We start from the raw sequence: 24,064 nt of genomic DNA, 5'->3' as shown, positions 1-24,064 counted from the left end.
TCAAGCCTCCTGCCGCTGACGCGCGAGTGTCAGGTGTGGACGGAGCAGGGCGCCCAAGTGATAGAGCGCGAGCAAACCGATGGCTGCACCCAGTGGCCACCCGAACAGATCGCGCTTGGGCTGGTGGCTGAGGGTTTTCACTTGATGCGGGGTGAGCTTGTCGAGGGTGCTGTAGACCTGATCCAGCGCGTTGCGGTCCTCCGCGCGGAAAAACTTTCCGCCAGTGGCTTCGGCAATTTGCTGCAACCCTTGAAGATTGACTTTGGCTTCGCCGGAGGCGTCAGGGTCACCGATGCCGATGGTATGAATCACCACGCCTTTGGCGGCCGCCATGGACGCCGCGTGATCCGGGGTGATTGCGCTGCTGGTGTCGTTGCCGTCGGTGAGCAGGATCAGGAATTTTTCCTGTTCGTGGGCCTGGTCCAGCAGTTTCAGGCTCAGGCCGATGGCGTCGCCGATGGCCGTATTGGGCCCGGCCATGCCGATGCCGGTGTCGTCCAGTAACAGCGACAGGCTGGCGTGATCGAGGGTCAGCGGCGCCTGCGGATAAGCACCACTGCCGAACACGATCAGGCCCAGCCGATCATCTTTGCGCTTGTCGATAAAGCCATGAACCACCTCCTTGACCGCCTCCAGACGGTTGATCTTCTGGCCGTTGGCGTCGGTGAAATCGGTGGTTTCCATGGACTGGGAAATGTCGATGGCCAACATCAGGTCACGCACCGGTTGCTGGCGCTCGATCGGTTTTTCGACGAACACCGGGCGAGCGGCCGCCAGCAGCAATAGCGCCCAGACCAGCAGGTTCAGCAGCAACTGCCAGCGATTGTTGCGAGTCCCGGCCTGGCTGGGCGCCTGACCGATCGCGCGGCTCATGGCAGCGAAGAACGGCACACGCACGGCGCTGCGAGCTTCGCAGTAATAGGGCAGGTAGCGATAGCCGAACCACGGCAGCGGCAAAAGGATTAGCAGCCAAGGGTAATCAAGCTGCCACATGGTGATGCTCCACCCAGTGTTTGCAGGTGGCGAACAGGTGTTGGCGGTGTTCGGTCGGCAGGGCCAGTAACGTTGAATCGGGCGCATAGGCCAACTGCACCAGTTGTTGGCTGAAGTCCGCGGGCAACGGCTGCGAACTGTGCCGCTGCAAGAAGAATTGCCACTCCTCTTTCCCTAGCGCCGCGGGACTCTGTGGGAGCGAGCTTGCTCGCGATGGCGTCAGGTCAGTCGACAGGGATTTTGAATGTGCGAGCCTCATCGTCGGATAGCCGCCTGGAGACAAGCTCGCTCCCACAGGTTTTGTGTTCCTATCGGTGGGCATCGACAGGGCTACTCGTTTGAGCAGTTCCGGGAGTTCGCGCAAGGCTTGCAGCGGATCATCGCTATTCTGCAACTCAACCAACCGCACCAGCGCCTCGCACCGATACCGGTCCCGCCGCCACTGCCAATACCTCCGTGCGCTGACCAGTAAAACGGCAATCACCAACAGGCAGAGCAACACCCACCAACCCCACGTCTGCGGCGCATAGCTGACCGGCGTGGGCAGGGCGATCTCCTTGAGCTGCTCGATGCTCGGGATGTTCGGGTTCATCGCCGACCTCCGCCGAGCTTGCCCAGTTCGGCGCGCAATTGTTCCTGCGCCTCGGTGGCGGTGCTGAACATCATCAGCGGCACCTGACTGCGTCGCAGCAACGTAGCAACGTCCTTGAGCCGGCCACTGAGAAAATCCCCCAACGGCTGATGAACGCTGCGTTGCTCGACGGCGAGTTCCACCTGCAGCTGGCCTTGAGTGATCAGCAAACGCCCGTTCTTCGGCAGGTTCAGCGCCAACGGGTCGTAGACCTGCATGGCAATCACATCGTTGTGAGCCGCCAATTGCCGCATCAACTGCAAAGTGCGCTCACCGGCACCGGCGAAGTCGCTGACGATGCAAATCAGGTGATCGTGACCGGCCACCGCCAGGCAATGCTGTAAAACCTTGTCAAGTTGGTCCTCACCTTCGGCATCCGGATTGGCTGCGTTCAGCTGCTGATTCTGCTGAACGATGCGACTGCACAGCGCTTCGACGCGTTTACGGCTGCGCAGCGGGGCGATGCTGTCGATTCGTAAATCGTTGAACACCAGGCCACCGACCCGATCTCCCGCATTGAACACCATCCATGCCGCCAGCGCCCCGAGTTCGGCGGCAATGGCGGATTTGAAACTGCGCTGGGAGCCGAAGAACATCGACATGCGCTGGTCTACCAACATCAACGCCGGGCGGTCGCGCTCTTCGGTGAAGGTGCGAACCACCGGTTTGCCGGTGCGCAGCGACGCCCGCCAGTCCAGATGACGCAAGTCGTCCCCCGGCTGATAGCGGCGCAGCTCATCGAAGTTCAAACCACGGCCGCGCAGGCGCGAGGCGTGGTTGCCGGCGAGGGTGCTGCCCTGCGGCTGACGCGCCACAAAACTCAGGTCACGCGCCTTGAACTCCAGGGCCATTAACTGCGCCAGAGAGACATAGACCAGACCGTCGACACTATCCATTTTCAACCTCAGCCATTTTCAACCTCAGGCCGGAATCGCGACTTTGTCGAGCAGGCGATCAAGCACCTGATCAGCCGTCACACCGTCCGCCACCGCGTCATAGCTCAGCTGCAAACGATGGCGCAGCACCGGATGCACCACGGCGCGGACGTTATCGGGCGAGACGAAATCCTGCCCTTGCAACCAGGCATCGGCGCGAGCGCAGCGATCCAGGCTGATGCCGCCGCGAGGGCTGGCGCCAATGCTGATCCAGCGGCCGAGGTCGGCATCGTAATCGGCCGGGTGGCGAGTGGCATTGATCAGGTCGATCAGGTAGCGGTCGATCGCCGGAGACACATGAACGGCGCTGACTTCCCGACGCGCCGCGAAGATCACGTCCCGGGACAGCGCGAAGCCCTGCACCGCAGCTGTTTTGGCGCCCAGCGCAAACTCTTCTTCACGTAACAGGCGCAGCACCTGGCTTTCGTTTTCCGCGCTCGGGTAGTCCAGCAAAACCTTCATCAGGAACCGGTCCATCTGCGCTTCCGGCAGCGGGTAAGTCCCTTCCTGCTCGATCGGGTTCTGGGTCGCCACCACGATGAACAACTCCGGCAGCACATGGCTATTGCCGGCCACGGTGATTTGCCGTTCTTCCATGGCTTCCAGCAGTGCAGCCTGAACCTTGGCCGGGGCGCGGTTGATTTCATCCGCCAGAATCAGATTGCCGAACAGCGGGCCGGGCTGGAACTGGATCTCGTTCTTGCCATCGATTTGGTGCAGCACCTCGGCGCCGGTGATGTCCGACGGCAGCAGGTCGGGGGTGAACTGGATGCGGCTCATCTTCGCGTCCAGGTGTTTAGCCAGCGCCTTGACCGTGCGGGTCTTGGCCAGGCCCGGCAAGCTTTCGAGCAACAAGTGCCCGTTGGCCAACAGGCCAAGAATGATCTGGCGGATCACCTGGTCCTGGCCGAGCACGGCTTCGGCGATACTGGCTTGCAGGGCGTTGAGGTCTTGGAGCGCAGTCATGGGATGTTCCCTTTCTCAAAGGCATGCTCAAAACATGAATGTCGGAATGACTGGAATGAACGACAAGCGGAAATTCCAGCGGCTGCTGATCAGGTCTTCCGGGTGAATGGCCGAGTACTGGATCTCCCCGGAAATCCGCACCGGCAACTTGCCGAAGTTGAAGATTCGCCCGGCGCCGAGGCCAATCGGGAAGGTGACTTTGTTGCCGCCTTCGGCCTTCCAGTTGACGGTGACGTTGGGCGTCATGCCGACTCGCCATTGCTCGGGGCCGGGGATGTTGCGCTGGATGAAGTATTGAATGTTGGTCAGGCTAACGTCCTTGCGCTTGCTGTCGCCAGCCACCGACCACCAGTGTTGCGGGAACAGCCCCAAGGTCCAGTCTTCACCCAGATAGGCGGCGACTAACGCCGGGCCGAGGGAGTATTTGCCGGTGCCCAGTACGTCTTCTTCAGCGGTGGGGAACATCGCCGTCGGGCCGAAACCCCAGACCATCTTGCCGCCCCCGGCGAAGCGGATCGGTTCCTTGGGCGAGAACACACCGACATAAGCCAGGTCGCCGAAACCGCTGGTACGGTCGAACGGGTCCTGCACCACCGAGGTAAAGTCGCCGCGGTCATGCAGTAGCTCATTGGGGCCCATGCCGATCAGGTTGCCGGCCTTGCGGTTGACCGGGGCGCTGACGTAGCTGATGGGCAGGCGGTTGATCAGGTTCCAGTCTTCACCGAGGGATATCGGGAAGGTCGGCATGAAACTGTATTTGCCCAACATGCGTGTGCCATTGCTGTTCGGGCCTTTGAGCGCGGTGTAGTCGAACTGGTTGAATAGCAGCACCAGATTGCCCACCGGGTTGTCCATCAGCTTGGCAATCTGTTCCGTGGACGGATCGCAGCCAGCCGCCACGACCTTTTTCAAGTCGATGTCGAAGTCCTGTTGCAGTCGATGGCAGGTCTCTGGGTCACCCTTGGCGACGGGTTGCGCCGGTGTGCTGCCAAGGGCGGGCAAGTCACCGCTGGCGCAGGCGAAACCGCTGAACAACACGCTGCATAAGGACAATCTGGAACCGATGGCCATCCTTGGTCACTCCTAGAAAAACGCTAACGTCAGGTTGATGGCAGCACCGTTACCTTCCGGGCGGTTCTTTGTGTCGAACTCGGGCACCCAACGTGCGCTGACGCTGGCCTGGGCATCATTGAACTTGGCGGCCCAACCAATCACCGGACCGGCGCCGACCGAGCGACCGCGAAAGCCATTGAGCGAGTCAGCGGTCTGGCCTTTGTCGTCGGTGATCTGCTGGACATAACCGCCGACCAGGCCGGCGCTCCAACCATTGCCGAAGCCATGCGTCCACATCGCGTCGAAGGTGAAAATGTTGCCGTTGCGATAATCCGTTTCGTCGTTCTCGGTATAGAACTCCAGGCCGCTCGACAGGGTGAACTCGCCACCTTTGCCATCCAGATGGGTGAACGCCACGGTGGGCATGAAGGTGTAAGTGTTCTGGCCGGGGTTGGCCAGGCGATCGACGTTGTAGGCACCGGTCGGCACGTAGATCGGCAGGGACAACGAGATATGGTTGACCTCGTCGAAGTGGTAGCCGGCGGCGATCGGCGTGATCAGCATGTCGGCGAACTGCGTGCCGGTGTCTTCGCTGCCCAGCGTCCGACCGCGCGGGCCGGTAATGCTGATGTTGACGTCGGTGTACTGCACCGGCACGCCGATGGCCGAGGCGTAGTTCCAGCGACCCTTGCCGGTGTCCCAGACATGGGTGAAGTTGGCCATGGTGTAGGAGACTTTCATGTCCAGGTCGGCACCGACCTCACCGACAATCGGCACGCCCTTGCTGCCCTTGAGATCGCCGTCATACCAGATGCTCGTAAAGGACATGACCCAGCCCGGTTCCGGCGGCACGATCCCCGCATTGGAAAACACCTGTTGTCCGGTGATCGGCCGGCCAACACCGCCCTCGGTCGCAAAGCCCAAGGGGCTTGCGCCGATCACGCACAGGGCCAGTAAAGGACGCACAACAAAAGGCCTGACCATGACTGACTCCGCTTACTGTTTTTGTGAGTTGACGGGGGTCAGGAGCGGCATTTTCCATTGGCCGCTGGTGACTTCCGGTTTTGGCAGGTAGAGGCGCAAGACTCCATAAAACGGGCCTTTCGGCGCTGGCAGCCAGTTGCTCTGCAGGTCCTTGGCCGGCGCCTTGTGCTGCACGTAAAGGGTCAGGCCACCGTCGGCATCAAGCTTGAGATTGGGCAACATCCGCGAGTTGATCAGGTAACGATTCAATGGATTCGCCACCAGCAATTTGTTCTTGCCGTCGTACATGGTCAGCGACCAGAACGCATCGGCCGGGGGCAGGGCGCCCTTGTCGAAATGCAGGGTGTAATCGTGTTTCGAGGCATCGACCGGCTGACCATCCTCGTCCACGAAATAGCCGATGTAATTCGCCTCTTCGGCCGAGTTGCCGAAGATCCCCATGTTGGCGCCGGCGTAGCGGTACAGGTAGTTGCCGTTGAGGTGATCGCGAGTGCCGAAGAAGTCACCGCTGGTGACCTGGTGGGTGTCGACCTGGTCTTTTTTGAATTGGGCGAACTCGGCTTTGGCATCGCTGATACCGTCTGCCAGGGCTTGGCGCTGTTCGGGCTTGAGTTCCTGCAGCTTGAAAGGCTTACCGGCTTCAATACCGATTTTTGCAAAGCGTGCGAGCAGGTCCTTTTCCGCGTCTTGGGGCGGGGCGAACGACAGCATGAAGTTCAGGTAGCGGAACAGGTCCGGAGTCTCGCTCATGGTCGGCGAGGGTTTCGGCCAGTCGATTTTCGGTGCGGCGGGCGGGGCTTTTTGTTTGACGTAGTGGCTCAACGTTTCGACTGTGTAGCCTTTCTGGATCTCCTTGACCTTGCCCAGGTCCTTCTCATCGAACAGCTGCGTGCGATACAGCGCGTAGGCGATTTTGGTCTCACTGCGCAGCAGCCGATCCATTTCCACCGGTTGCTGACCTTGCCAGTCGGGACCTGCGATCATGAAATGCCCGCCGTTGTTGCCTGTGCTGCGGGTGCCCAAATAGGCGAAGTTTTGCGTATAGGCGTCGATCAATTGCACTGAGTAGTAACGGTGCTCGTCGATGGCCGGCAGGATCAGCACCAGCGGTTCGGCGCGCAGGTCCATCCAGATAAAGGAGTAGGGCGTGTCGGCGTTCGGGGTGACGAAGGCAGTGTCTTTGGCAGTGAAAGCCTTGGCGGTGTTGCCGATCTGATTGAACGGTGCCTTGAAGTTCGGACTCGTTTTGTCCACGGCCTGGGTGTAGAGGGTCTTGTACATCTCCACCACCGGAAAGCCGTACAAATAGGCTTCCTTGGCGATGCCACGGGCTTCTTCCGGGGTGGCGGTGAAGTCGGCCCAGACGCTGGTGCTCAGGGTGAGCGAGAGGGCGGTGAGCAACAGGCGGTTATTCATAGCGCTTCCTTTATTGAAACTTGGGCGTCATTCCACGGCCGTGATGTCGTCGAGTTTCCAGCTTTTGTCGAAATAGGCTTCGGTGGGCGCGTACAGGCGGAAGTAGCTGAACCAGTGTTTGCCTGGCACGGTTTGCACCCAGTTGTTCTCGAAGTCCTTGGGCGCAGTCGGGCCGAAGTACAGGTCCACCGAGCCGTCGGCGTTCTTTTTCAGGTCCTGGCGGGACGACAGATCGGCCTTGCGCTGCGGGTTGTCGATCAGGCAACGGCTGTCGATGTCATAGACGGTCATCGACCAGAACTGCTTGGCCGGCGGGTTGGCGCCAACGTGCAGGCGATAGCTTTTGCCGCCGTCGAGCCAGTTGCCCTTGGCGTCGGTGTAGGCGCCGAGGTAGGTCTGGCCCAGGCCCGGTGTCTTGGAAACCATGCCTTTGGTGTTGGTCACCGCTTCGTAGAACCAGGCACTGCGTTCCCACAACTGGTCGTAGTAAGCGACGCGCTGGGACGGCTCGGCGATGTTCAGCACGGTGTCCCACTGACGATCGGGCCAGAATTGCGCACCGGGGAAGCGCTTGGCGAAGGTGTTGGCCTTGGCGATCAGCTCGCCGACCTGCGCACCTTGTTCCAGCGCCTTGCGTTGGTTGTCGTTGGGGTTGAAGGGTTTATCCTTCTCGATCCCCAGGCTGGCCAGCATGGCCATGTAGAAACGATCGCGTTCGTTGACCGGCTCTTTCTGGATGATCTGGTGCAAGCGTTCCCAATACACCAGGCCTCGTGGCTGGGTGCCGGACCAGGCCTTGCCGCCGGGGGAGAGCAATTTCGTTTTACTCGGCTCGGCGCGTTTGGCGTACGGGTACATCTTGAATTGTTCGACCAGCACCTTGCCCTTGGCCGGGTCCGGATCGAGGACGCGAAAGCCCACGAGCACGTTCATGGTTTCCGATTTGGCGAGGTAATACTTGCCAGCATCCGCCGGTGGCTGTGCCCCTGGTGGCAGGACCAGGTACTTGCCGCCCTTGCCTTTGTCCGGGCCGGTCTGGCCCATATCGATGATCGCCCGCTGCCAGAAATCGCCGATGCCGCCCGCAGTCGGGCCGGGCGGCAGATCGATCACCAGCGGACCGGTTTCATTCAGGTCGACGAAGCCAAGGATGTACGGCGTGGTGGCGTTGGCGGTGATCACGCCAAGCTTGTCTTCGTAACTGTTGAGTACCATCAGGTCGCCGCTGTGAGCGCCGAGCTTGTCACGGAATTCTTCCTGCCACTGGGCGTAGGACACCAGCGGCAAGGCCCACAGATAACTTTGGGTCGCCTGTTGGAAATCCAGCTCGGCGTACAGTTTGGCGATCGATTCATGGGCCGGCAGTTCGCCTTCCATCGCGATCTTGCCGATCCGCGTATCGAGCTCCTGAGCACCAACGCCGCAACTGACGAACATGGTCATCAGGCTGAAACCGGCTGCGCGAATTGCACCGTGCATATGAAAGTCCTTATTTGCCAAAGGTGACGTTGATCCCGGCGGACAGCGTGAACTGTGGCCTGCTATTTCACCGGTGCTGTAGCCGCCGTTTGGACAGGGGCGAGTGCTGATCGGCAAGGTGCCGCGCAGCAGGGCGTCGTTGGTGTGGGTATAGCGTGGGCGTAGTCATCGTGAAGGTTTGCGCCGGGCGCCAGGTTCAGCGGGTTGTTGCTTTTGTTGGCCGTATCGGCGTTATCCGCGTGGGCATAAACGGCAGACGCCATTGATGCCGCCAATTGCATGGCGTGTGCTTCCCCAGTGTTCGACATGATTCCCCCGTTCCTTCGTGGCTCTTTGGACGCCCCGGCACTTATTGGCCGCTACTGCGTAATTTCTTTTCCTTTCAAGCCTGTAGGACACGTCTGTTGAAGCTAGCAGCTAACGCCGGGTTCGCCAGTCGAAGGGGGGAATTCTTGGTTTTTTTGTACACGTTTGCGTTTTGCAGGGTTTGCGACGGCGAATGGCCGTCGCCTGAATCGACAGTGCTTGATCAGTGCCGACCCTCGAAATAAACCCATCCCTATATCTATGTACCGCACCTGACCACCGCCCCATCGACATGCTGTGCCCTACAGACAAGGAGTGACTGTATGGCAAAACACACATTTAACGATGGATATTCAGGGAGCGTTGTCATCAGGTCCGGACCGCCCTCTTCGGGTGGTGGTGGAGGTTTCGGTGGCGGCGGTGGGGTTTCAGGCGGCTTTGGTAAAACCAGCAAAGGAAAGCGAAAAGCCCGAAAGCGCGCCATAGAAGCTGATCGTAAGGCAAGGGAACAAGCGAGCGCGCAAGCAGCGGCTCAGGCGCAAGCCGCCGCTGCACACGTGCAGGAACAGGCCCGTGTGCAGGCCCTGCATCAACGACTCGCGGGGCTGGCGCAGCGACATGCCGCCGTAAGAGTTGAGGTAGACCAACGTTTTGCAGCCCGGGCCGCACAACTCGCGCCCGCCCTCGAACAGGAAGTCGTGGCGGCACGACGGCCGCCCAATAGTGACTCAAGCGAGCGATATCAGCTTTACACCATCACTACAGACAAAAACGAAGTCGACGGGCTGGTCGCCCGCAAAACCGCAGAACTGAACGTAAAGAACACGGTTGCCCGATCGTTCGATGGGCACGATCCACTCACCCGCTCGGTGAACGACTACCACATCCGACTGGGGCAATTCGGTGAGGCGCTCAATGACGGCCACCATATTTGGGAAAACGCCTACAACGCGGCCCATGAAGCTCGACTGCTATCGGCACAGATAAGCGCACTCAGCGATAGATCCAATGCACTGGCCAGGCACCACGCCGAGCAGACCATTGTCTGGCGTGAGCGGGAGGCCGTCTGGGAGCGTAACCGGCAGTTCGCCGAGCAGCGCGAAGCAAGAGTTCGGTTCAAGCTGCAAGTCGATGAAGACGCGCGGGTTGAACGGGTCAGGCAGGCCAATACGCTGACGGTACCCACTACTTCGGTGGCCGCTGGCGGGATGATGTTGACCCGAGAGGGAGTGCTCGTTGCGCAAGAAATCGCAGCGGCACTTGAGAAGGTTGTCGAGTCGGCCGCCGGACTCCTCAAGGATTCCGCACGAATAGCGGCTAGAACCGTACCCATGTTCGTCACTGCAATGGTGTATTCACCCACCCTTGGCAATGGCGAGCTGACCCCCGAGCAACGTCAGCGATTGCTCCAGTCGGTCGGCGTTCCGGCGCAGGCGTTGGGACTTTCTGACCGTCAGGCGCTGCAATCAATTGCCGACGTGGGCGGTTCGGTGGAAGTGGCGTACCGGCTCAAACCCGAAGCCGTACCGGAAGGTGCCGCGATTATCGTCACCAGCACCGGTGGCGAGGTGGGCGCTCGTGTACCGGTCATCAATGCCGTACTTGACCCGCTGACCGGGGTCTACAGCGCCGAGGTCCCGGGTTCACCTCCACGACTCTTGCAGTTCACACCCGAGTCCACACCTCAGGTGACCACTTCCGGTCAGGCCGGCCTGGCGGTGATGACACCGCAGATCCAGGACATCCCGGCGGGTGTCGACTTGCGCATTCAGGATTGCATCGTTTGCGTGCCGGGCCTCCCACCTATGTACCTGTCTTTCAATCTGCCGCCCCTTGGCTCAGGCATCGTCACCGGGACCGGTCAACCTGCTGCGTATGATTGGTGGAAAACCGCAAGCCAGGCCCAGGGCGCGGCCATTCCTGTGCAGATCGGCGACCAATTTCGTGGTCGGGAAATCCCGTCGTTCAGCGCCTTCGATGAAGCGCTGTGGCGTACGGTCGGCGAACACCCTGCGCTTGTCGCCGAATTCGATGAGGTGAACAAAAAACGCATCGAACAAGGCTTTGCCCCCTACGCCCCGAAAAGCACCTGGGTTGGTGAAAGGCGTGAATTCGAACTGCGATATCAGGAGCGGGCAGAACTCGGCGCGAACCCCTTCAATCTCGACAAAATAAGCATCACCACACCGCAAAGCACTCAAGGTCGGCTGGGGATCACTCCGGCGGTTCTACCCTGGCCGATTCGTCCGGTGGGTGGCGGTACCTGGACTCCTTTAGTTCCACCAGGCATCGAACATCTCGGGCCAACGACCTCTCCGATCACACCGCCGATTCCAGCGGTTTATCCCGGCGCACCAGCCATCCCGGTTCTACCGCAAAACGAGGCGTTTCCGGCAGTTGACGAAGGGCAGATCGGTGCCAGTATTCCTGGGTATCCGGGGGATATGGAATTGCCTTCGTCGGATGTTCTGTTTCTGGATCGGCGAGATGATCCAGGCGTGGCAACCGGGTTTGGACAGTCGGTTTCAGGGATTTGGCTGGGCGCAGCCGCGCGAGGGGAGGGGGCGCCTATTCCTTCGCAGATCGCGGACCAGTTAATAGGGAAGGAGTTTGCTAACTTTCATAGTTTCAGGGAGGCGTTTTGGAAGGCAGTTGCGGCTGACAAAAGTTTAAGCGCTCAATTCAATGCCACAAACTTAAGGTTTATGCGCAAGGGCAGTGCGCCTTTCCCCATCGCAAAAGATCAGTACGGAGGTCGAGTTAAGTTCGAACTCCATCATCGAATAGAGATTGCGCAGGGAGGTGCAGTGTACGACATGGAAAATATTGTCGTGATGACACCGAGACAACATATTCTTGTGCATAAAGGAGGTAAGCAACTGTGAAAAATACTTCACGTCTTGAAGACTACACAGAGTCTGAATTTCTGGACTTCCTTAGAGAGCTTTTTGATGGGGGGGAGGAATTAACAGCAGATGAGTTTGATAAGTACATGATTGAACGCGTCAAACATTTTGAGACTATCACCGAGCACCCAGATCGCTCAGATGTCATCTTCTACCCCAGGGAAGGCCAGGAAGACAGCCCCGAAGGCATCCTGAAGGAAGTCAAAGAATGGCGCGCACTCAATAACAAACCCGGCTTTAAGTCGGAATAATGCAATCACTAAGAGCGTAGAAACCATCTGCTCATGATGGAATGAGCAGATGCCTTCGTCCGGCAGCTGTTAAGTGTCACAGACACAAGGAAGAACCAAAGATGGAACTTAAAGCAACTCTCAAGGATTACACAGAGCCGGAATTCCAGGCGTTGGTAAATAGAATCTGGGCCGTCGATCTGCCGAAACGGGACCATGATCGGTTGATCAACCATTTCGACCGGATCGTCGGCCACCCCAAAGGTGCGGACCTGTTTTTTTACCCTGACGACCAAGTCAATACGAATGGTGCTGGATCGATTGTCTTTTTCGTCAAGAATTGGCATCGCAAACGGGGTATGGCGGCGTTTAAGGACGAGAATGTTTCCGTATCGGCTCCACCGGTACAGCTAAGCGATGTCGCCCGGAGTCTGGCAGAAGTACAAGAAATCGCCGCTGATGTGGCCGTATCGGAGCGGGCTGTCGAAACGGCCTTCAGCTTTTTCGAGCAAGGTATCAAGCGCTTGCGAACTCAACAGAGCCTTCGCCTGGATATCCCTGAGCAGGACACGCATATCCGGGCTCTGGAACGTGATCAGCATGAAACACTCATGGCAATCAGTAAGTTCGAATTCTGCAAAATGCGCGTGGAGTTCGCCAAACGCTCTGCTCAGCGCGACCTGACCTATGCCCGGTCGGAGCAAGCACTTTGGCAGAGCATCGTGCAACAGATCAACTCAACACACGACGGGTACATTGCGCGATTGGCCGGCATTACTCAGCGCCATCGCGTTCTACATGACGAGGCTGAAGCGTTGTTGATAGCGGCGCAGGAACAGTTGATTCGTTCACGTAATCTGGCAGGGACCGGTCCAAATCAAGCTGCCTGCGCGATGGCCGCATCATTGGCTTTTGCCGATAAACGTCCCGATGTATTGCTGGAGGGTGGGCCATCGGCATTGTTAGTGTCGCAACGGACAACTTTGCAAAAAGCCATCCGCTCGGCCGTTGCGCAATTCACTTGGCAGGACACGTCAGGCGAACCGCCCGATGAGGTCCAGCGCGCTGCGGTGTTGCGCTTTGAGTTTTCCAGTCGCGCCGATACGCAGGTATACGGTCTCAGTGTTCCCCTGGCCGAGCTGCTGCCGATTGAAGGTCAGGATTGGCAATGTCTGGCAGCGAGCAGGGCTGAGATCGACGTCCCTTTCAGGATGACCACCGCCGTAGTGCCTGCCGAACCTGGAATGATGTTCCAGGGATTACGCGAAATCAAAACGCTGTCACAGGTTCACATCACACCGTCCAAAGGCAGTCATCCGGCATCCGGGGTTCGGGTTAGAGCAGCACAACATGATGAGCGACTGAATACTTTCAGTTTTACGGCTGATGACGCCGCACCGATCACTGTTTACTGGTCTGCCCCGGTCACTCTAGAAGCTAACCCACTCGTGGCCCCGGCCCCATCGCGTCGTTTGGGTTTTGTTCGATCCTTACCGGTGCCGATACTCGAAACTTCGCCGGGAGAAGAAGACGCCCGGTTCGATGACTACATCGTTGTCTTCCCCGTCGAGACAGGACTGGACCCGTTGTACGTCATGCTCAGAGATCGGCGCGAATACCCTGATACGGCAATTGCTGAAGCAAAACCTTAGCTCCGACGTCGGGCAAAACCGACTGCGCCGAATATTACAGTCGCGGCACCGCATTCTGCTGCCCGCTCAGCGTTTCTTCACCTGCGCGCGCAGGCGTTCTTCCTGCTCCCGCAGTTCCGGTGTGAACTCGGGCCCGAAATCTTCTGCCTCGTATACCTGGCGAATTTCGATCTCGGCGTCGGTGCCTGGCATCGGGTTGGGGCATCGTTTGACCCAGTTGATCGCTTCCTGTTTCGACTCCACCTGCCATAGCCAGTAGCCGGCGATCAGCTCCTTGGTTTCGGCGAATGGGCCGTCGATCACCGTGCGCTGCTCACCCGAGAAACGCACGCGGGCGCCTTTGCTGCTGGGTTGCAGGCCATCGCCCTCGATGAGGATGCCGGCTTTGACCAGCTCCTCGTTGTAGTTGCCCATCGCGGTCATCAGTTCCTCGCTGGGCAACACACCGGCCTCGGAATCCTGGCTGGCTTTCACAATGATCATGAATCGCATGGTCTTAACTCCGCTGGATTTGAGTGACTCACTTCCTAGTCGAATGGCTGTCATCTGAATCGACAACGTTTCTTACAGAAAATCGCCGAAAAAGCAGATTTGTTTCTCGACAAGTAAGCTCGCTATACGGTTGTTGAGACGGGTTGTATCCAATGTGTGCGGCAAGACTTAACAATTTGTATCTGGGCATAGGTCGTGGGACCAATTCGTGGTTAACTTCGGCCTCTTCAAAATTCTCTACAACAACGTTCAGAAGGACTCCGTTCATGGCTCAAGTCACTCTTAAAGGCTCCCCGGTTCAAGTCAACGGTCAACTGCCACAAGCCGGTTCCAAGGCGCCAGCCTTTTCCCTGGTTGCCGGCAATCTGTCCGACGTGACCCTGGCGAGCTTCGCCGGCAAGCGCAAAGTGCTGAACATCTTCCCAAGCGTCGATACCCCGACCTGCGCGACTTCGGTTCGCAAGTTCAACGCCCAGGCCAGTGATGTCGCCAACACTGTCGTGCTGTGCATCTCCGCTGACCTGCCGTTCGCTCAAGCGCGCTTCTGCGGCGCCGAAGGCCTGGAAAACGTACAGAACCTGTCGACCCTGCGCGGTGCCGAGTTCATCGAGAACTACGGTGTTGCCATCGCTGACGGCCCGCTGAAAGGCCTGACTGCCCGTGCCGTCGTGGTGCTGGACGAAAACGACAACGTTCTGCACAGCGAACTGGTCGGTGAAATCGCTGAAGAGCCGAACTACGACGCAGCACTCGCTGTTCTGAAATAAGCCTACTTTTACAATTGTTAACGGCCTGGCCTTGTCCAGGCCGTTTTCATTTGCGATTCAGTATCTTGGCCAAACATCCTGTTACGTAAGCCGAAGGTAAATTGCCGGTAAAGCCGCTTTGCTTAATACCCGCCAGTGCTTATTGTTCAGCCTCCTGTAGAAGAAGCCCACGCGCCCAATGGTTGATCACTCCATGCAATCCTCCGTTTCCCGTAGTCCCCGTCGCTGGCTGTTTGGCCTGCTTGTCCTGTTGGTCATCGCTGGCCTGTGCTGGAAATTCTGGCCCACCGGCACTGCCCAAAAAGAGGGCGCAGGGCAAAAAGCCGTTGCCGGACAAACCGGCAGGTCGGGAGGAATGCGTCCGGGTTTCGGTGGAGCGACCGGGCCCGTTCCAGTGCGTGTCGCGCCAGCGGTCAAGGGCGACTTCCCGCTGTACTACAAGGCGCTGGGCACCGTGACGGCGCTGAACACCATTAATGTGCGCAGCCGCGTCGGTGGTGAGCTGATGAAGATCTCCTTCGAGGAAGGGCAGATGGTCAAGGCTGGCGATCTGCTGGCTGAAATCGACCCGCGTCCTTACCAGAACGCCTTGCTTCAGGCCGAAGGCACGTTGTTGCAGAACCAGGCACAACTGAAAAATGCCCAGGTCGATGTGGAGCGCTATCGCGGTTTGTATCGCGAAGACAGTATTGCCAAGCAGACACTGGACACCGCCGAAGCGCTGGTGGGCCAGTATCAGGGCACCGTCAAAACCAATCAGGCGGCGGTCAACGACGCCAAGCTCAATCTGGAATTCACCAAGATCCGCGCCCCGATTGCCGGGCGCGTGGGCTTGCGTCAGCTGGATGTCGGCAACCTGGTGGCGGCCAACGACACCACGGCGCTGGTGATCATCACCCAGACCCAACCGATCAGCGTTGCCTTCACCTTGCCGGAAAACAGCCTGGAAACCGTGCTGGCCCGTTATCGTACTGGCGCCAAACTGCCCGCCGAAGCCTGGGATCGTGGCGACACCAAGTTGCAGGCCACTGGCGTCTTGCTGAGCCTGGACAACCAGATCGATGTCACCACCGGCACCCTGAAATTCAAGGCTCGTTATGAGAACCGTGATCAGGCGCTGTTCCCGAATCAGTTCGTCAACGTCCATCTGCTGGCCGACACCCTCAAAGACGTGGTGCTCGCACCTTCGGCAGCGATTCAGTTCGGCACCAACGGCACGTTTGTCTACGCCCTGGACGGCGACAAGAAAGTCACGATTCGTCAGTTGAAAGTCGGCGCCAGTGACGGTGAAAACACCGTGATTACCGAAGGCCTTGCCCCTGGGGATCGCGTTGTCCTTGAAGGCACCGACCGCTTGAAGGAAGGCAGCGAAGTGGAAGTGGTCAACGACACCGAGGACGTGCCGACGACCCCGACCGGCCATCTGCAAGGCAAGTCGGCGGCCAACGCGACTGAGCCGGCGACCACCGACAAGGTGAAAAAGGGCGGCGCATGAACATCTCGCGGCTGTTCATCCTTCGCCCGGTAGCCACTACCCTGAGCATGCTGGCCATTATCCTGGCCGGCGTGATTGCCTATCGGCTGCTGCCGGTGTCGGCATTGCCTCAGGTCGATTACCCGACCCTCCGCGTCATGACCCTGTATCCCGGCGCCAGCCCGGATGTCATGACCAGCGCCGTGACCGCGCCCCTTGAGCGTCAATTCGGGCAGATGCCCGGTCTGACGCAGATGGCGTCGACCAGTTCCGGCGGTGCTTCGGTGCTGACCCTGCGTTTCAGCCTCGACATCAACATGGACGTCGCCGAGCAGCAGGTACAGGCCGCGATCAATGCCGCGACCAATTTGCTGCCCAAGGACTTGCCGGCGCCACCGGTGTACAACAAGGTCAACCCGGCGGACACCCCGGTGCTGACCCTGGCCATCACCTCCAAGACCCTGTTGCTGCCCAAGCTCAATGATTTGGTCGACACGCGGATGGCGCAGAAAATCGCCCAGATCAGCGGTGTCGGCATGGTCAGCATCGCCGGCGGCCAGCGCCAGGCGGTGCGGATCAAGGTTAACCCTGAAGCCCTCGCGGCCAATGGCTTGAACCTCTCCGACGTGCGAACCCTGATCGGTGCATCCAACGTCAACCAGCCCAAGGGCAACTTCGACGGCCCGACCCGGGTCTCGATGCTCGACGCCAACGACCAACTGACTTCGCCCAAGGACTACGCCAACCTGATTCTCGCCTACGCCAACGGCGCGCCGTTGCGGCTCAAGGATGTGGCGGAGATTGTCGATGGCGCGGAAAACGAACGTCTGGCGGCGTGGGCCAATGAAAACCAGGCGGTGTTGCTGAACATCCAGCGTCAGCCCGGTGCCAACGTCATCGAAGTGGTCGACCGGATCAAAGCCCTGCTGCCGAGCATCACCGACAACCTGCCGGCCGGTCTCGAAGTCACCGTGCTGACCGACCGCACCCAGACCATCCGCGCCTCGGTCACCGATGTGCAACACGAATTGTTGATCGCCATTGCGCTGGTCGTGATGGTGACTTTCCTGTTCCTGCGTCGAGCCAGCGCCACGATCATTCCGTCGGTCGCGGTACCGCTGTCGCTGATCGGCACCTTCGGCGTGATGTACCTCGCGGGTTTCTCGGTCAATAACCTGACTTTGATGGCTCTGACCATCGCCACCGGTTTCGTGGTGGACGATGCGATCGTCATGCTGGAGAACATTTCCCGATTTATCGAAGAGGGTGACAGCCCCCTGAATGCGGCGCTCAAGGGCGCCAAGCAGATCGGTTTCACCCTTATTTCCCTGACCCTGTCGCTAATCGCCGTGTTGATTCCACTGCTGTTCATGGCCGACGTGGTGGGGCGGCTGTTCCGCGAATTTGCCATCACCCTGGCGGTGGCGATCCTGATTTCCCTTGTCGTCTCCCTGACCCTGACGCCAATGATGTGCGCGCGACTGCTCAAGCGTGAACCCAAGGAAGAAGAGCAGGGCCGTTTCTACCGAGCCAGCGGCGCCACAATTGATTGGATGATCGCGGCTTACGGGCGCAAGTTAAAGTGGGTTCTCAAGCATCAACCGCTGACCCTGATGGTGGCCATCGGTACGCTGGCTTTGACCGTATTCCTTTACATGGTGGTGCCCAAGGGATTCTTCCCGGTTCAGGACACCGGGGTGATCCAGGGCATTTCCGAGGCGCCGCAGTCGATTTCCTTCGCCGCCATGAGCGAGCGTCAGCAGGGATTGGCGAAAGTGATCCTGGCGGATCCGGCCGTGGAAAGCCTGTCGTCCTACATCGGTGTGGACGGTGACAACTCGACGCTCAATAGCGGTCGCCTGCTGATCAACCTCAAATCCCACAGCAACCGTGACTTGAGTGCAACCGAGGTGATCGCACGTCTGCAACCGGAACTGGACAAGCTCACCGGCATTCGCCTGTTCATGCAACCGGTGCAGGACCTGACCATCGAAGACCGCGTCAGCCGTACTCAATACCAGTTCAGTATGTCGTCGCCGGACTCGGAGTTGCTAAGTCTGTGGAGCGGTCGTCTGCTGGATGCACTGGCCCAACGGCCGGAGCTGACCGACGTTGCCAGCGATTTGCAGGACAAGGGCTTGCAGGTCTATCTGGTGATTGACCGCGATGCGGCGTCGCGGGTCGGTGTGTCGGTGTCGAACATCACCGATGCGCTGTACGACGCCTTCGGTCAGCGGCAGATCTCCACCATCTACACCCAGGCCAGCCAATACCGCGTGGTGCTGCAATCGCAGTCCGGCGAGAGGATCGGCCCGGATGCGCTGAACCAGATTCACGTGAAAACCACCGACGGCGGGCAAGTGCGCCTGTCCAGTCTGGCGCACATGGAGGAGCGTCAGGCCCAACTGGCGATCACTCACATCGGTCAGTTCCCGGCGGTGATGATGTCCTTCAACCTCGCGCCCGGCGTGGCGCTGGGGCATGCGGTGGAGATCATCGACCAGGTGCAGAAAGACATCGGCATGCCGATTGGCGTGCAGACCCAGTTTCAGGGCGCGGCCGAGGCTTTCCAGGCGTCGCTGTCGAGCACCTTGCTGCTGATTCTGGCGGCAGTGGTGACCATGTACATCGTGCTCGGCGTGCTCTACGAGAGCTACATCCACCCGATCACCATTCTCTCGACTTTGCCCTCGGCGGCGGTCGGCGCCTTGTTGGCGCTGCTGTTGAGCGGTAATGACCTGGGAATGATCGCGATCATCGGCATCATTTTGTTGATCGGTATCGTGAAAAAGAACGCGATCATGATGATCGACTTCGCCCTCGACGCTGAACGCAATCAGGGCATGGACCCGGAAACGGCGATCTATCAAGCGGCGCTGCTGCGTTTCCGGCCGATTCTGATGACCACACTGGCCGCGTTGTTCGGCGCTGTGCCGCTGATGCTGGCGACCGGTTCCGGTGCAGAACTGCGTCAACCGTTGGGTCTGGTGATGGTGGGTGGCTTGTTGGTGAGTCAGGTGCTGACGCTGTTTACCACTCCGGTCATTTATCTGTACTTCGACCGCCTCGGCCGGCGCTGGGGGCGCAAGTCTGAATCCGTGGAAGCGGTAGAACAGCCATGAACCTGTCCGGACCTTTCATCAAGCGCCCGGTCGCGACCCTGTTGCTGAGCCTGGCGATCATGCTGCTGGGCGGTGTGAGCTTCGGCCTGTTGCCGGTGGCGCCGTTGCCGCAGATGGACTTCCCGGTGATCGTGGTTCAGGCGAGTCTGGCCGGCGCCAGCCCGGAGGTCATGGCCTCGACCGTGGCCACGCCGCTGGAGCGCTCCTTCGGCGCCATCGCCGGGGTCAACACCATGAGCAGCCGCTCCAGCCAGGGCTCGACCCGGGTGATTTTGCAGTTTGACCTGGACCGCGACATCAACGGCGCGGCCCGGGAAGTGCAAGCGGCGATCAACGCCTCGCGCAACCTGCTGCCGAGCGGGATGCGCAGCATGCCGACCTACAAGAAGGTCAACCCGTCCCAGGCGCCAATCATGGTGCTGTCGCTGACCTCCGACGTGCTGGAAAAAGGCCAGCTTTACGATTTGGCCTCGACAATTCTGTCCCAGAGCGTGTCTCAAGTGCAGGGTGTCGGCGAAGTGCAAATCGGCGGCAGTTCCTTGCCGGCAGTGCGCATCGAGCTCGAACCGCAGGCGCTCAACCAGTACGGCGTGGCGCTGGACGATGTGCGCAACACCATCGCCAACGCCAACGTGCGCCGGCCCAAGGGCTCGGTCGAAGACAGCCAGCGGATGTGGCAGGTTCAGGCCAACGATCAACTGGAAAAAGCCAAGGATTACGAGTCGCTGATCATTCACTACGCGGACGGCGCGGCCCTGCGCCTGAAGGACGTGGCCAAGGTTAGCGACGGCGTTGAGGACCGCTACAACAGCGGTTTCTTCAACAACGACGCGGCAGTACTGCTAGTGATCAACCGCCAGGCCGGCGCCAACATCATCGAGACGGTCAACGAAATCAAGGCTCAGTTGCCGGCGTTGCAGGCCGTGTTGCCGGCCAGCGTGAAGCTGAACCTGGCGATGGACCGTTCGCCGGTGATCAAGGCGACCTTGCACGAAGCGGAAATGACCCTGCTGATTGCCGTGGCGCTGGTGATTCTGGTGGTGTTCCTGTTCCTCGGTAACTTCCGCGCCTCCTTGATTCCGACCCTCGCGGTGCCCGTGTCTCTGGTCGGCACCTTTGCGGTGATGTACCTCTACGGATTCTCCCTGAACAATCTGTCGTTGATGGCGCTGATTCTGGCCACTGGGCTGGTGGTGGACGATGCCATCGTGGTGCTGGAGAACATTTCCCGGCACATCGACAAAGGCGTGCCGCCGATGAAGGCCGCGTACCTCGGGGCGCAGGAAGTCGGCTTTACCTTGCTGTCGATGAACGTCTCACTGGTGGCGGTGTTCCTGTCGATCCTGTTCATGGGCGGGATTGTCGAAAGCCTGTTTCGCGAGTTTTCCATCACGTTGGCGGCGTCCATCGTGGTGTCGCTGGTGGTCTCGCTGACGCTGACGCCAATGCTCTGCGCCCGTTGGCTCAAGCCGCATACGCCGGGTGAGGAAAACCGATTGCAGCGCTGGAGTCAGCGGGCTAACGAGTGGATGGTCGGCAAATACGCAACAAGTCTTGACTGGGTGCTGCGACACCGCCGGTTAACCTTGCTCAGCCTGATAGTGACAGTTGGCGTGAACATTGCGCTGTATATCGTTGTTCCTAAAGCTTTTATGCCGCAGCAGGACACCGGCCAGCTGATCGGTTTCGTGCGTGGCGATGACGGGTTGTCGTTCAGCGTGATGCAGCCAAAAATGGAAACCTTCCGCCGTGCCGTGCTCAAGGATGACGCGGTGCAAAGCGTCGCCGGCTTCATTGGCGGTACCAACGGCACCAACAACGCCTTCATGCTGGTGCGGCTGAAACCGATCAAGGAACGCAACATTTCCGCGCAAAAGGTCATCGAACGCCTGCGCAAGGAAATGCCCAAGGTTGCCGGTGCGCAGTTGATGCTGATGGCCGATCAGGACCTGCAGTTTGGTGGCGGTCGTGAACAAACCACGTCGCAGTATTCCTACATCCTGCAAAGCGCCGATCTTGGCGAGTTGCGCGAGTGGTACCCGAAAGTCGTGACCGCACTCAAGGCTTTGCCGGAATTGACCGCGATTGACGCCCGTGAAGGGCGCGGCGCCCAACAGGTGACCTTGATCGTCGATCGGGATCAGGCCAAACGCCTGGGTGTCGACATGGACATGGTCACTGCGGTGCTGAACAACGCTTACAGCCAGCGGCAGATTTCGACGATTTACGACAGCCTTAACCAGTATCAAGTGGTCATGGAGGTCAATCCGAAATATGCCCAGGACCCGATCACCCTCAAACAGGTGCAGGTGATCACCGCTGACGGCGCGCGGATTCCGCTGTCGACCATCGCTCATTACGAAAAAAGCCTGGAAGACGACCGCGTCAGCCACGAAGGCCAGTTCGCCTCCGAGAGCATTTCCTTCGACATGGCCGAAGGCGTGACGGTGGAGCAGGGCACGGCGGCCATCGAGCGGGCCATTGCCCGTCTTGGCATGCCGGAAGACGTGATCGTGAAAATGGCCGGCACCGCCGACGCCTTCGCCGCGACCCAGAAGAGCCAGCCGTGGATGATTCTCGGGGCGCTGGTGGCGGTGTATCTGGTGCTCGGTGTGCTGTATGAAAGCTACATCCATCCGCTGACTATTCTCTCGACCTTGCCGTCGGCGGGGGTCGGCGCGTTGCTGTCGATCTATGCGCTGGGCGGTGAGTTCAGCCTGATTTCGTTGCTCGGGCTGTTCCTGCTGATCGGCGTGGTGAAGAAAAACGCCATTCTGATGATCGACCTGGCCTTGCAGCTGGAACGGCATCAAGGCCTGGCGCCGCTGGAGTCGATTCGCAGTGCCTGTTTGCAACGTCTGCGGCCGATTCTGATGACCACCCTGGCGGCGATCCTCGGCGCGTTACCGTTGCTGTTGAGCCGCGCCGAAGGTGCGGAAATGCGTCAGCCGCTGGGCCTGACCATCATCGGCGGGCTGATCTTTAGCCAGGTGCTGACCCTTTACACCACCCCGGTGGTTTACCTCTATCTCGACAAACTGCGCCATCGCTTCAACCATTGGCGTGGGGTGCGTACCGATGCTGCTCTGGAAACTCCGCTATGACTGACCGTTCGCTTATCAATCTGGCTGCACCGCTGGTTACGGCCCGAGGCTCGCGTTTGTTGAGCCTGGCGCTGTGCGTAGCGATGCTCAGCGCCTGCGCCATCGGCCCGGACTATCAGCGCCCGCAAGCCGCCTCGCCAGTGCAATACAAGGAAGCGGCAGGCTGGCGTCAGGCCAGTCCCAGCGATTCTCTGGCACGTGGTGCCTGGTGGGAATTGTATGGCGATCAGCAGCTCAATGGCCTGATCGAAAAACTCAACAGCGCCAATCAGACGGTCGCCCAGTCCGAAGCCCAGTACCGTCAGGCCCAGGCTTTGGTGCGCAGTGCCCGTGGTGCGTTTTTCCCGACTGTGGATCTGACCGTCGGGAAAAACCGATCCAGTCAGGGCACCGGCAGCAGCAGTTCAAGCCTGACCAGCTCTTCCAGCGGTATTCGTGACACCTACACCGCTCAAGCCGGGGTCAGTTGGGAAGCGGATATCTGGGGCAAATTGCGCCGTGGACTTGAGGCCGACACCGCCAACGCCGAGGCCAGTTTTGCCGATTTGGCGGCGATGCGCTTGAGTCAGCAGTCGGAACTGGTGCAGAACTATCTGCAACTGCGGGTGATCGACGAGCAGAAACGCCTGTTGGAAGCGACGGTCGAGGCCTATCAGCGATCGTTGAAAATGACCGAAAACCAGTACCGCGCCGGTGTCTCCGGCAAGGACGCGGTGGCGCAGGCACAGACTCAGCTCAAGAGCACCGAGGCTGATCTGGTCGATCTGATCTGGCAGCGCGCCCAGTTCGAGAACGCCATTGCCGTGCTGATCGGTTTGCCGCCGGCCGAGTTCAGTCTGGCCGAAGCCAAGAACATCCCAGACTTGCCCGAGGTCCCACTGAGCCTGCCTTCGCAGTTGCTCGAACGCCGCCCGGACATCGCTTCCGCCGAACGTTCGGTGATGGCGGCCAACGCCAACATCGGCGTGACCAAGGCTGCGTATTACCCGGATTTGACCCTGAGCCTGAACGGCGGTTATAGCAGCAGCACCTATGCCAACTGGATCACCGTGCCGAACCGATTCTGGTCGGTCGGGCCACAATTGGCCATGACCTTGTTCGATGGCGGCCAGCGCTCCGCGGAAGTTGACCGCAGCGAAGCGGCCTACGACGAAACGGTAGCCAAGTACCGCCAGACCGTGCTCGACGGCTTCCGTGAAGTGGAAAACTACCTGGTCCAGCTCAAGGTTCTGGAAAACGAAGCGGGCGTGCGTCAGGAAGCACTGGACGCGGCACGTGAATCCCTGCGTCTGACCCAGAACCAGTACAAGGCCGGTTTGATTGCTTATCTGGATGTGGTGGTGGTTCAGGCCACGGCGTTGAGCAATGAACGCAGCGTACTGAGCCTGTTGCAGAGCCGGCTGATAGCGAGCGTTCAGTTGATTGCGGCGTTGGGGGGTGGCTGGGATGGGGCGTTGCAGGTGAGCGAAAAAGAATAGGCGCCAGCTCAACTGATCGTACCCACTCAGAGCGTGGGAACGATCATCGAGGGGGCGGCAGTGATTGATGGCCCTT

17 protein-coding genes and 1 pseudogene are annotated in these 24,064 nt (G+C 59.6%); 8 read left to right on the top strand and 10 right to left on the bottom strand.

Features of this window, described 5'->3' with window-relative positions; all coding sequences use genetic code 11:
- The 9 genes and pseudogenes from ACYZT0_RS12360 to ACYZT0_RS12320 all read right to left on the bottom strand — a co-directional run.
- Nucleotides 1-993 carry a vWA domain-containing protein gene (locus ACYZT0_RS12360; protein WP_462046074.1) on the bottom strand — a complete coding sequence of 331 codons (993 nt, stop codon included), beginning with the start codon at nt 991-993 and terminating at the stop codon, nt 1-3.
- Nucleotides 980-1,585 (bottom strand): DUF4381 domain-containing protein, encoded by a 606-nt coding sequence (locus ACYZT0_RS12355; RefSeq protein ID WP_462046073.1) that lies wholly within the window; start codon nt 1,583-1,585, stop codon nt 980-982. The genes ACYZT0_RS12360 and ACYZT0_RS12355 overlap by 14 nt, the downstream gene beginning before the upstream one ends.
- The gene (locus tag ACYZT0_RS12350) at nt 1,582-2,520 is read right to left on the bottom strand and encodes a DUF58 domain-containing protein (protein ID WP_462046072.1); all 939 of its coding nucleotides are present in this window, start codon (nt 2,518-2,520) and stop codon (nt 1,582-1,584) included. The genes ACYZT0_RS12355 and ACYZT0_RS12350 overlap by 4 nt, the downstream gene beginning before the upstream one ends.
- A 24-nt stretch (nt 2,521-2,544) precedes the next feature.
- Nucleotides 2,545-3,525: an AAA family ATPase gene (locus tag ACYZT0_RS12345; RefSeq protein ID WP_462046071.1), complete on the bottom strand. Its 981-nt coding sequence runs from the start codon at nt 3,523-3,525 to the stop codon at nt 2,545-2,547.
- Nucleotides 3,526-3,552: 27 nt separating this feature from the next.
- Complete coding sequence (locus ACYZT0_RS12340; protein ID WP_462046070.1) at nt 3,553-4,596, bottom strand: hypothetical protein; 1,044 nt, start codon at nt 4,594-4,596, stop codon at nt 3,553-3,555.
- A gap of 12 nt (nt 4,597-4,608) precedes the next feature.
- The gene (locus ACYZT0_RS12335; RefSeq protein ID WP_462046069.1) at nt 4,609-5,562 is read right to left on the bottom strand and encodes a SphA family protein; all 954 of its coding nucleotides are present in this window, start codon (nt 5,560-5,562) and stop codon (nt 4,609-4,611) included.
- A gap of 12 nt (nt 5,563-5,574) precedes the next feature.
- Nucleotides 5,575-6,978 (bottom strand): DUF1254 domain-containing protein, encoded by a 1,404-nt coding sequence (locus ACYZT0_RS12330; protein WP_462046068.1) that lies wholly within the window; start codon nt 6,976-6,978, stop codon nt 5,575-5,577.
- A 27-nt stretch (nt 6,979-7,005) separates the two neighbouring features.
- Entirely contained in the window at nt 7,006-8,457 is a 1,452-nt protein-coding gene (locus ACYZT0_RS12325) for a DUF1254 domain-containing protein (RefSeq protein WP_462046556.1), read from the bottom strand.
- Between the two features lie 69 nt (nt 8,458-8,526).
- Nucleotides 8,527-8,765 (bottom strand): annotated as a pseudogene (locus ACYZT0_RS12320) (hypothetical protein); the annotation flags it as partial.
- Nucleotides 8,766-9,086: 321 nt separating this feature from the next.
- On the opposite strand from ACYZT0_RS12320, the gene ACYZT0_RS12315 reads away from it, so the two are divergent.
- The 3 genes from ACYZT0_RS12315 (at nt 9,087) to ACYZT0_RS12305 (ending at nt 13,551) form a co-directional block, all read left to right on the top strand.
- Nucleotides 9,087-11,648, top strand: coding sequence for an S-type pyocin domain-containing protein (locus ACYZT0_RS12315; RefSeq protein ID WP_462046067.1), 2,562 nt, complete (start codon nt 9,087-9,089; stop codon nt 11,646-11,648).
- Nucleotides 11,645-11,920 (top strand): bacteriocin immunity protein, encoded by a 276-nt coding sequence (locus ACYZT0_RS12310; protein ID WP_462046066.1) that lies wholly within the window; start codon nt 11,645-11,647, stop codon nt 11,918-11,920. The genes ACYZT0_RS12315 and ACYZT0_RS12310 overlap by 4 nt, the downstream gene beginning before the upstream one ends.
- Before the next feature lie 101 nt (nt 11,921-12,021).
- Complete coding sequence (locus ACYZT0_RS12305; protein WP_462046065.1) at nt 12,022-13,551, top strand: S-type pyocin domain-containing protein; 1,530 nt, start codon at nt 12,022-12,024, stop codon at nt 13,549-13,551.
- Nucleotides 13,552-13,617: 66 nt separating this feature from the next.
- On the opposite strand, the gene ACYZT0_RS12300 is transcribed toward ACYZT0_RS12305, so the two are convergent.
- Nucleotides 13,618-14,043, bottom strand: a complete 426-nt coding sequence (locus ACYZT0_RS12300; protein WP_462046064.1) for a YciI family protein — start codon at nt 14,041-14,043, stop codon at nt 13,618-13,620.
- Between the two features lie 266 nt (nt 14,044-14,309).
- On the opposite strand from ACYZT0_RS12300, the gene tpx reads away from it, so the two are divergent.
- The 5 genes from tpx to ACYZT0_RS12275 all read left to right on the top strand — a co-directional run bounded on the left by tpx (nt 14,310) and on the right by ACYZT0_RS12275 (nt 23,988).
- On the top strand, nt 14,310-14,810 hold the full coding sequence (gene tpx / locus ACYZT0_RS12295) for a thiol peroxidase (protein ID WP_462046063.1): 501 nt from the start codon (nt 14,310-14,312) through the stop codon (nt 14,808-14,810).
- A gap of 178 nt (nt 14,811-14,988) precedes the next feature.
- Complete coding sequence (locus ACYZT0_RS12290) at nt 14,989-16,305, top strand: MdtA/MuxA family multidrug efflux RND transporter periplasmic adaptor subunit (RefSeq protein ID WP_462046062.1); 1,317 nt, start codon at nt 14,989-14,991, stop codon at nt 16,303-16,305.
- The gene (locus ACYZT0_RS12285) at nt 16,302-19,406 is read left to right on the top strand and encodes an MdtB/MuxB family multidrug efflux RND transporter permease subunit (protein WP_462046061.1); all 3,105 of its coding nucleotides are present in this window, start codon (nt 16,302-16,304) and stop codon (nt 19,404-19,406) included. Before ACYZT0_RS12290 ends, ACYZT0_RS12285 begins: the two co-directional genes overlap by 4 nt.
- Entirely contained in the window at nt 19,403-22,510 is a 3,108-nt protein-coding gene (locus tag ACYZT0_RS12280; protein ID WP_462046059.1) for an efflux RND transporter permease subunit, read from the top strand. Before ACYZT0_RS12285 ends, ACYZT0_RS12280 begins: the two co-directional genes overlap by 4 nt.
- Nucleotides 22,507-23,988 carry an efflux transporter outer membrane subunit gene (locus ACYZT0_RS12275; protein ID WP_462046058.1) on the top strand — a complete coding sequence of 494 codons (1,482 nt, stop codon included), beginning with the start codon at nt 22,507-22,509 and terminating at the stop codon, nt 23,986-23,988. The genes ACYZT0_RS12280 and ACYZT0_RS12275 overlap by 4 nt, the downstream gene beginning before the upstream one ends.
- Nucleotides 23,989-24,064: the final 76 nt, after the last annotated feature.

It is taken from the genome of Pseudomonas sp. ZS1P83, assembly GCF_054897825.1.
Note: the sequence above shows the minus strand (reverse complement) of the source record. Positions and strands in the feature narration are given on the sequence as shown.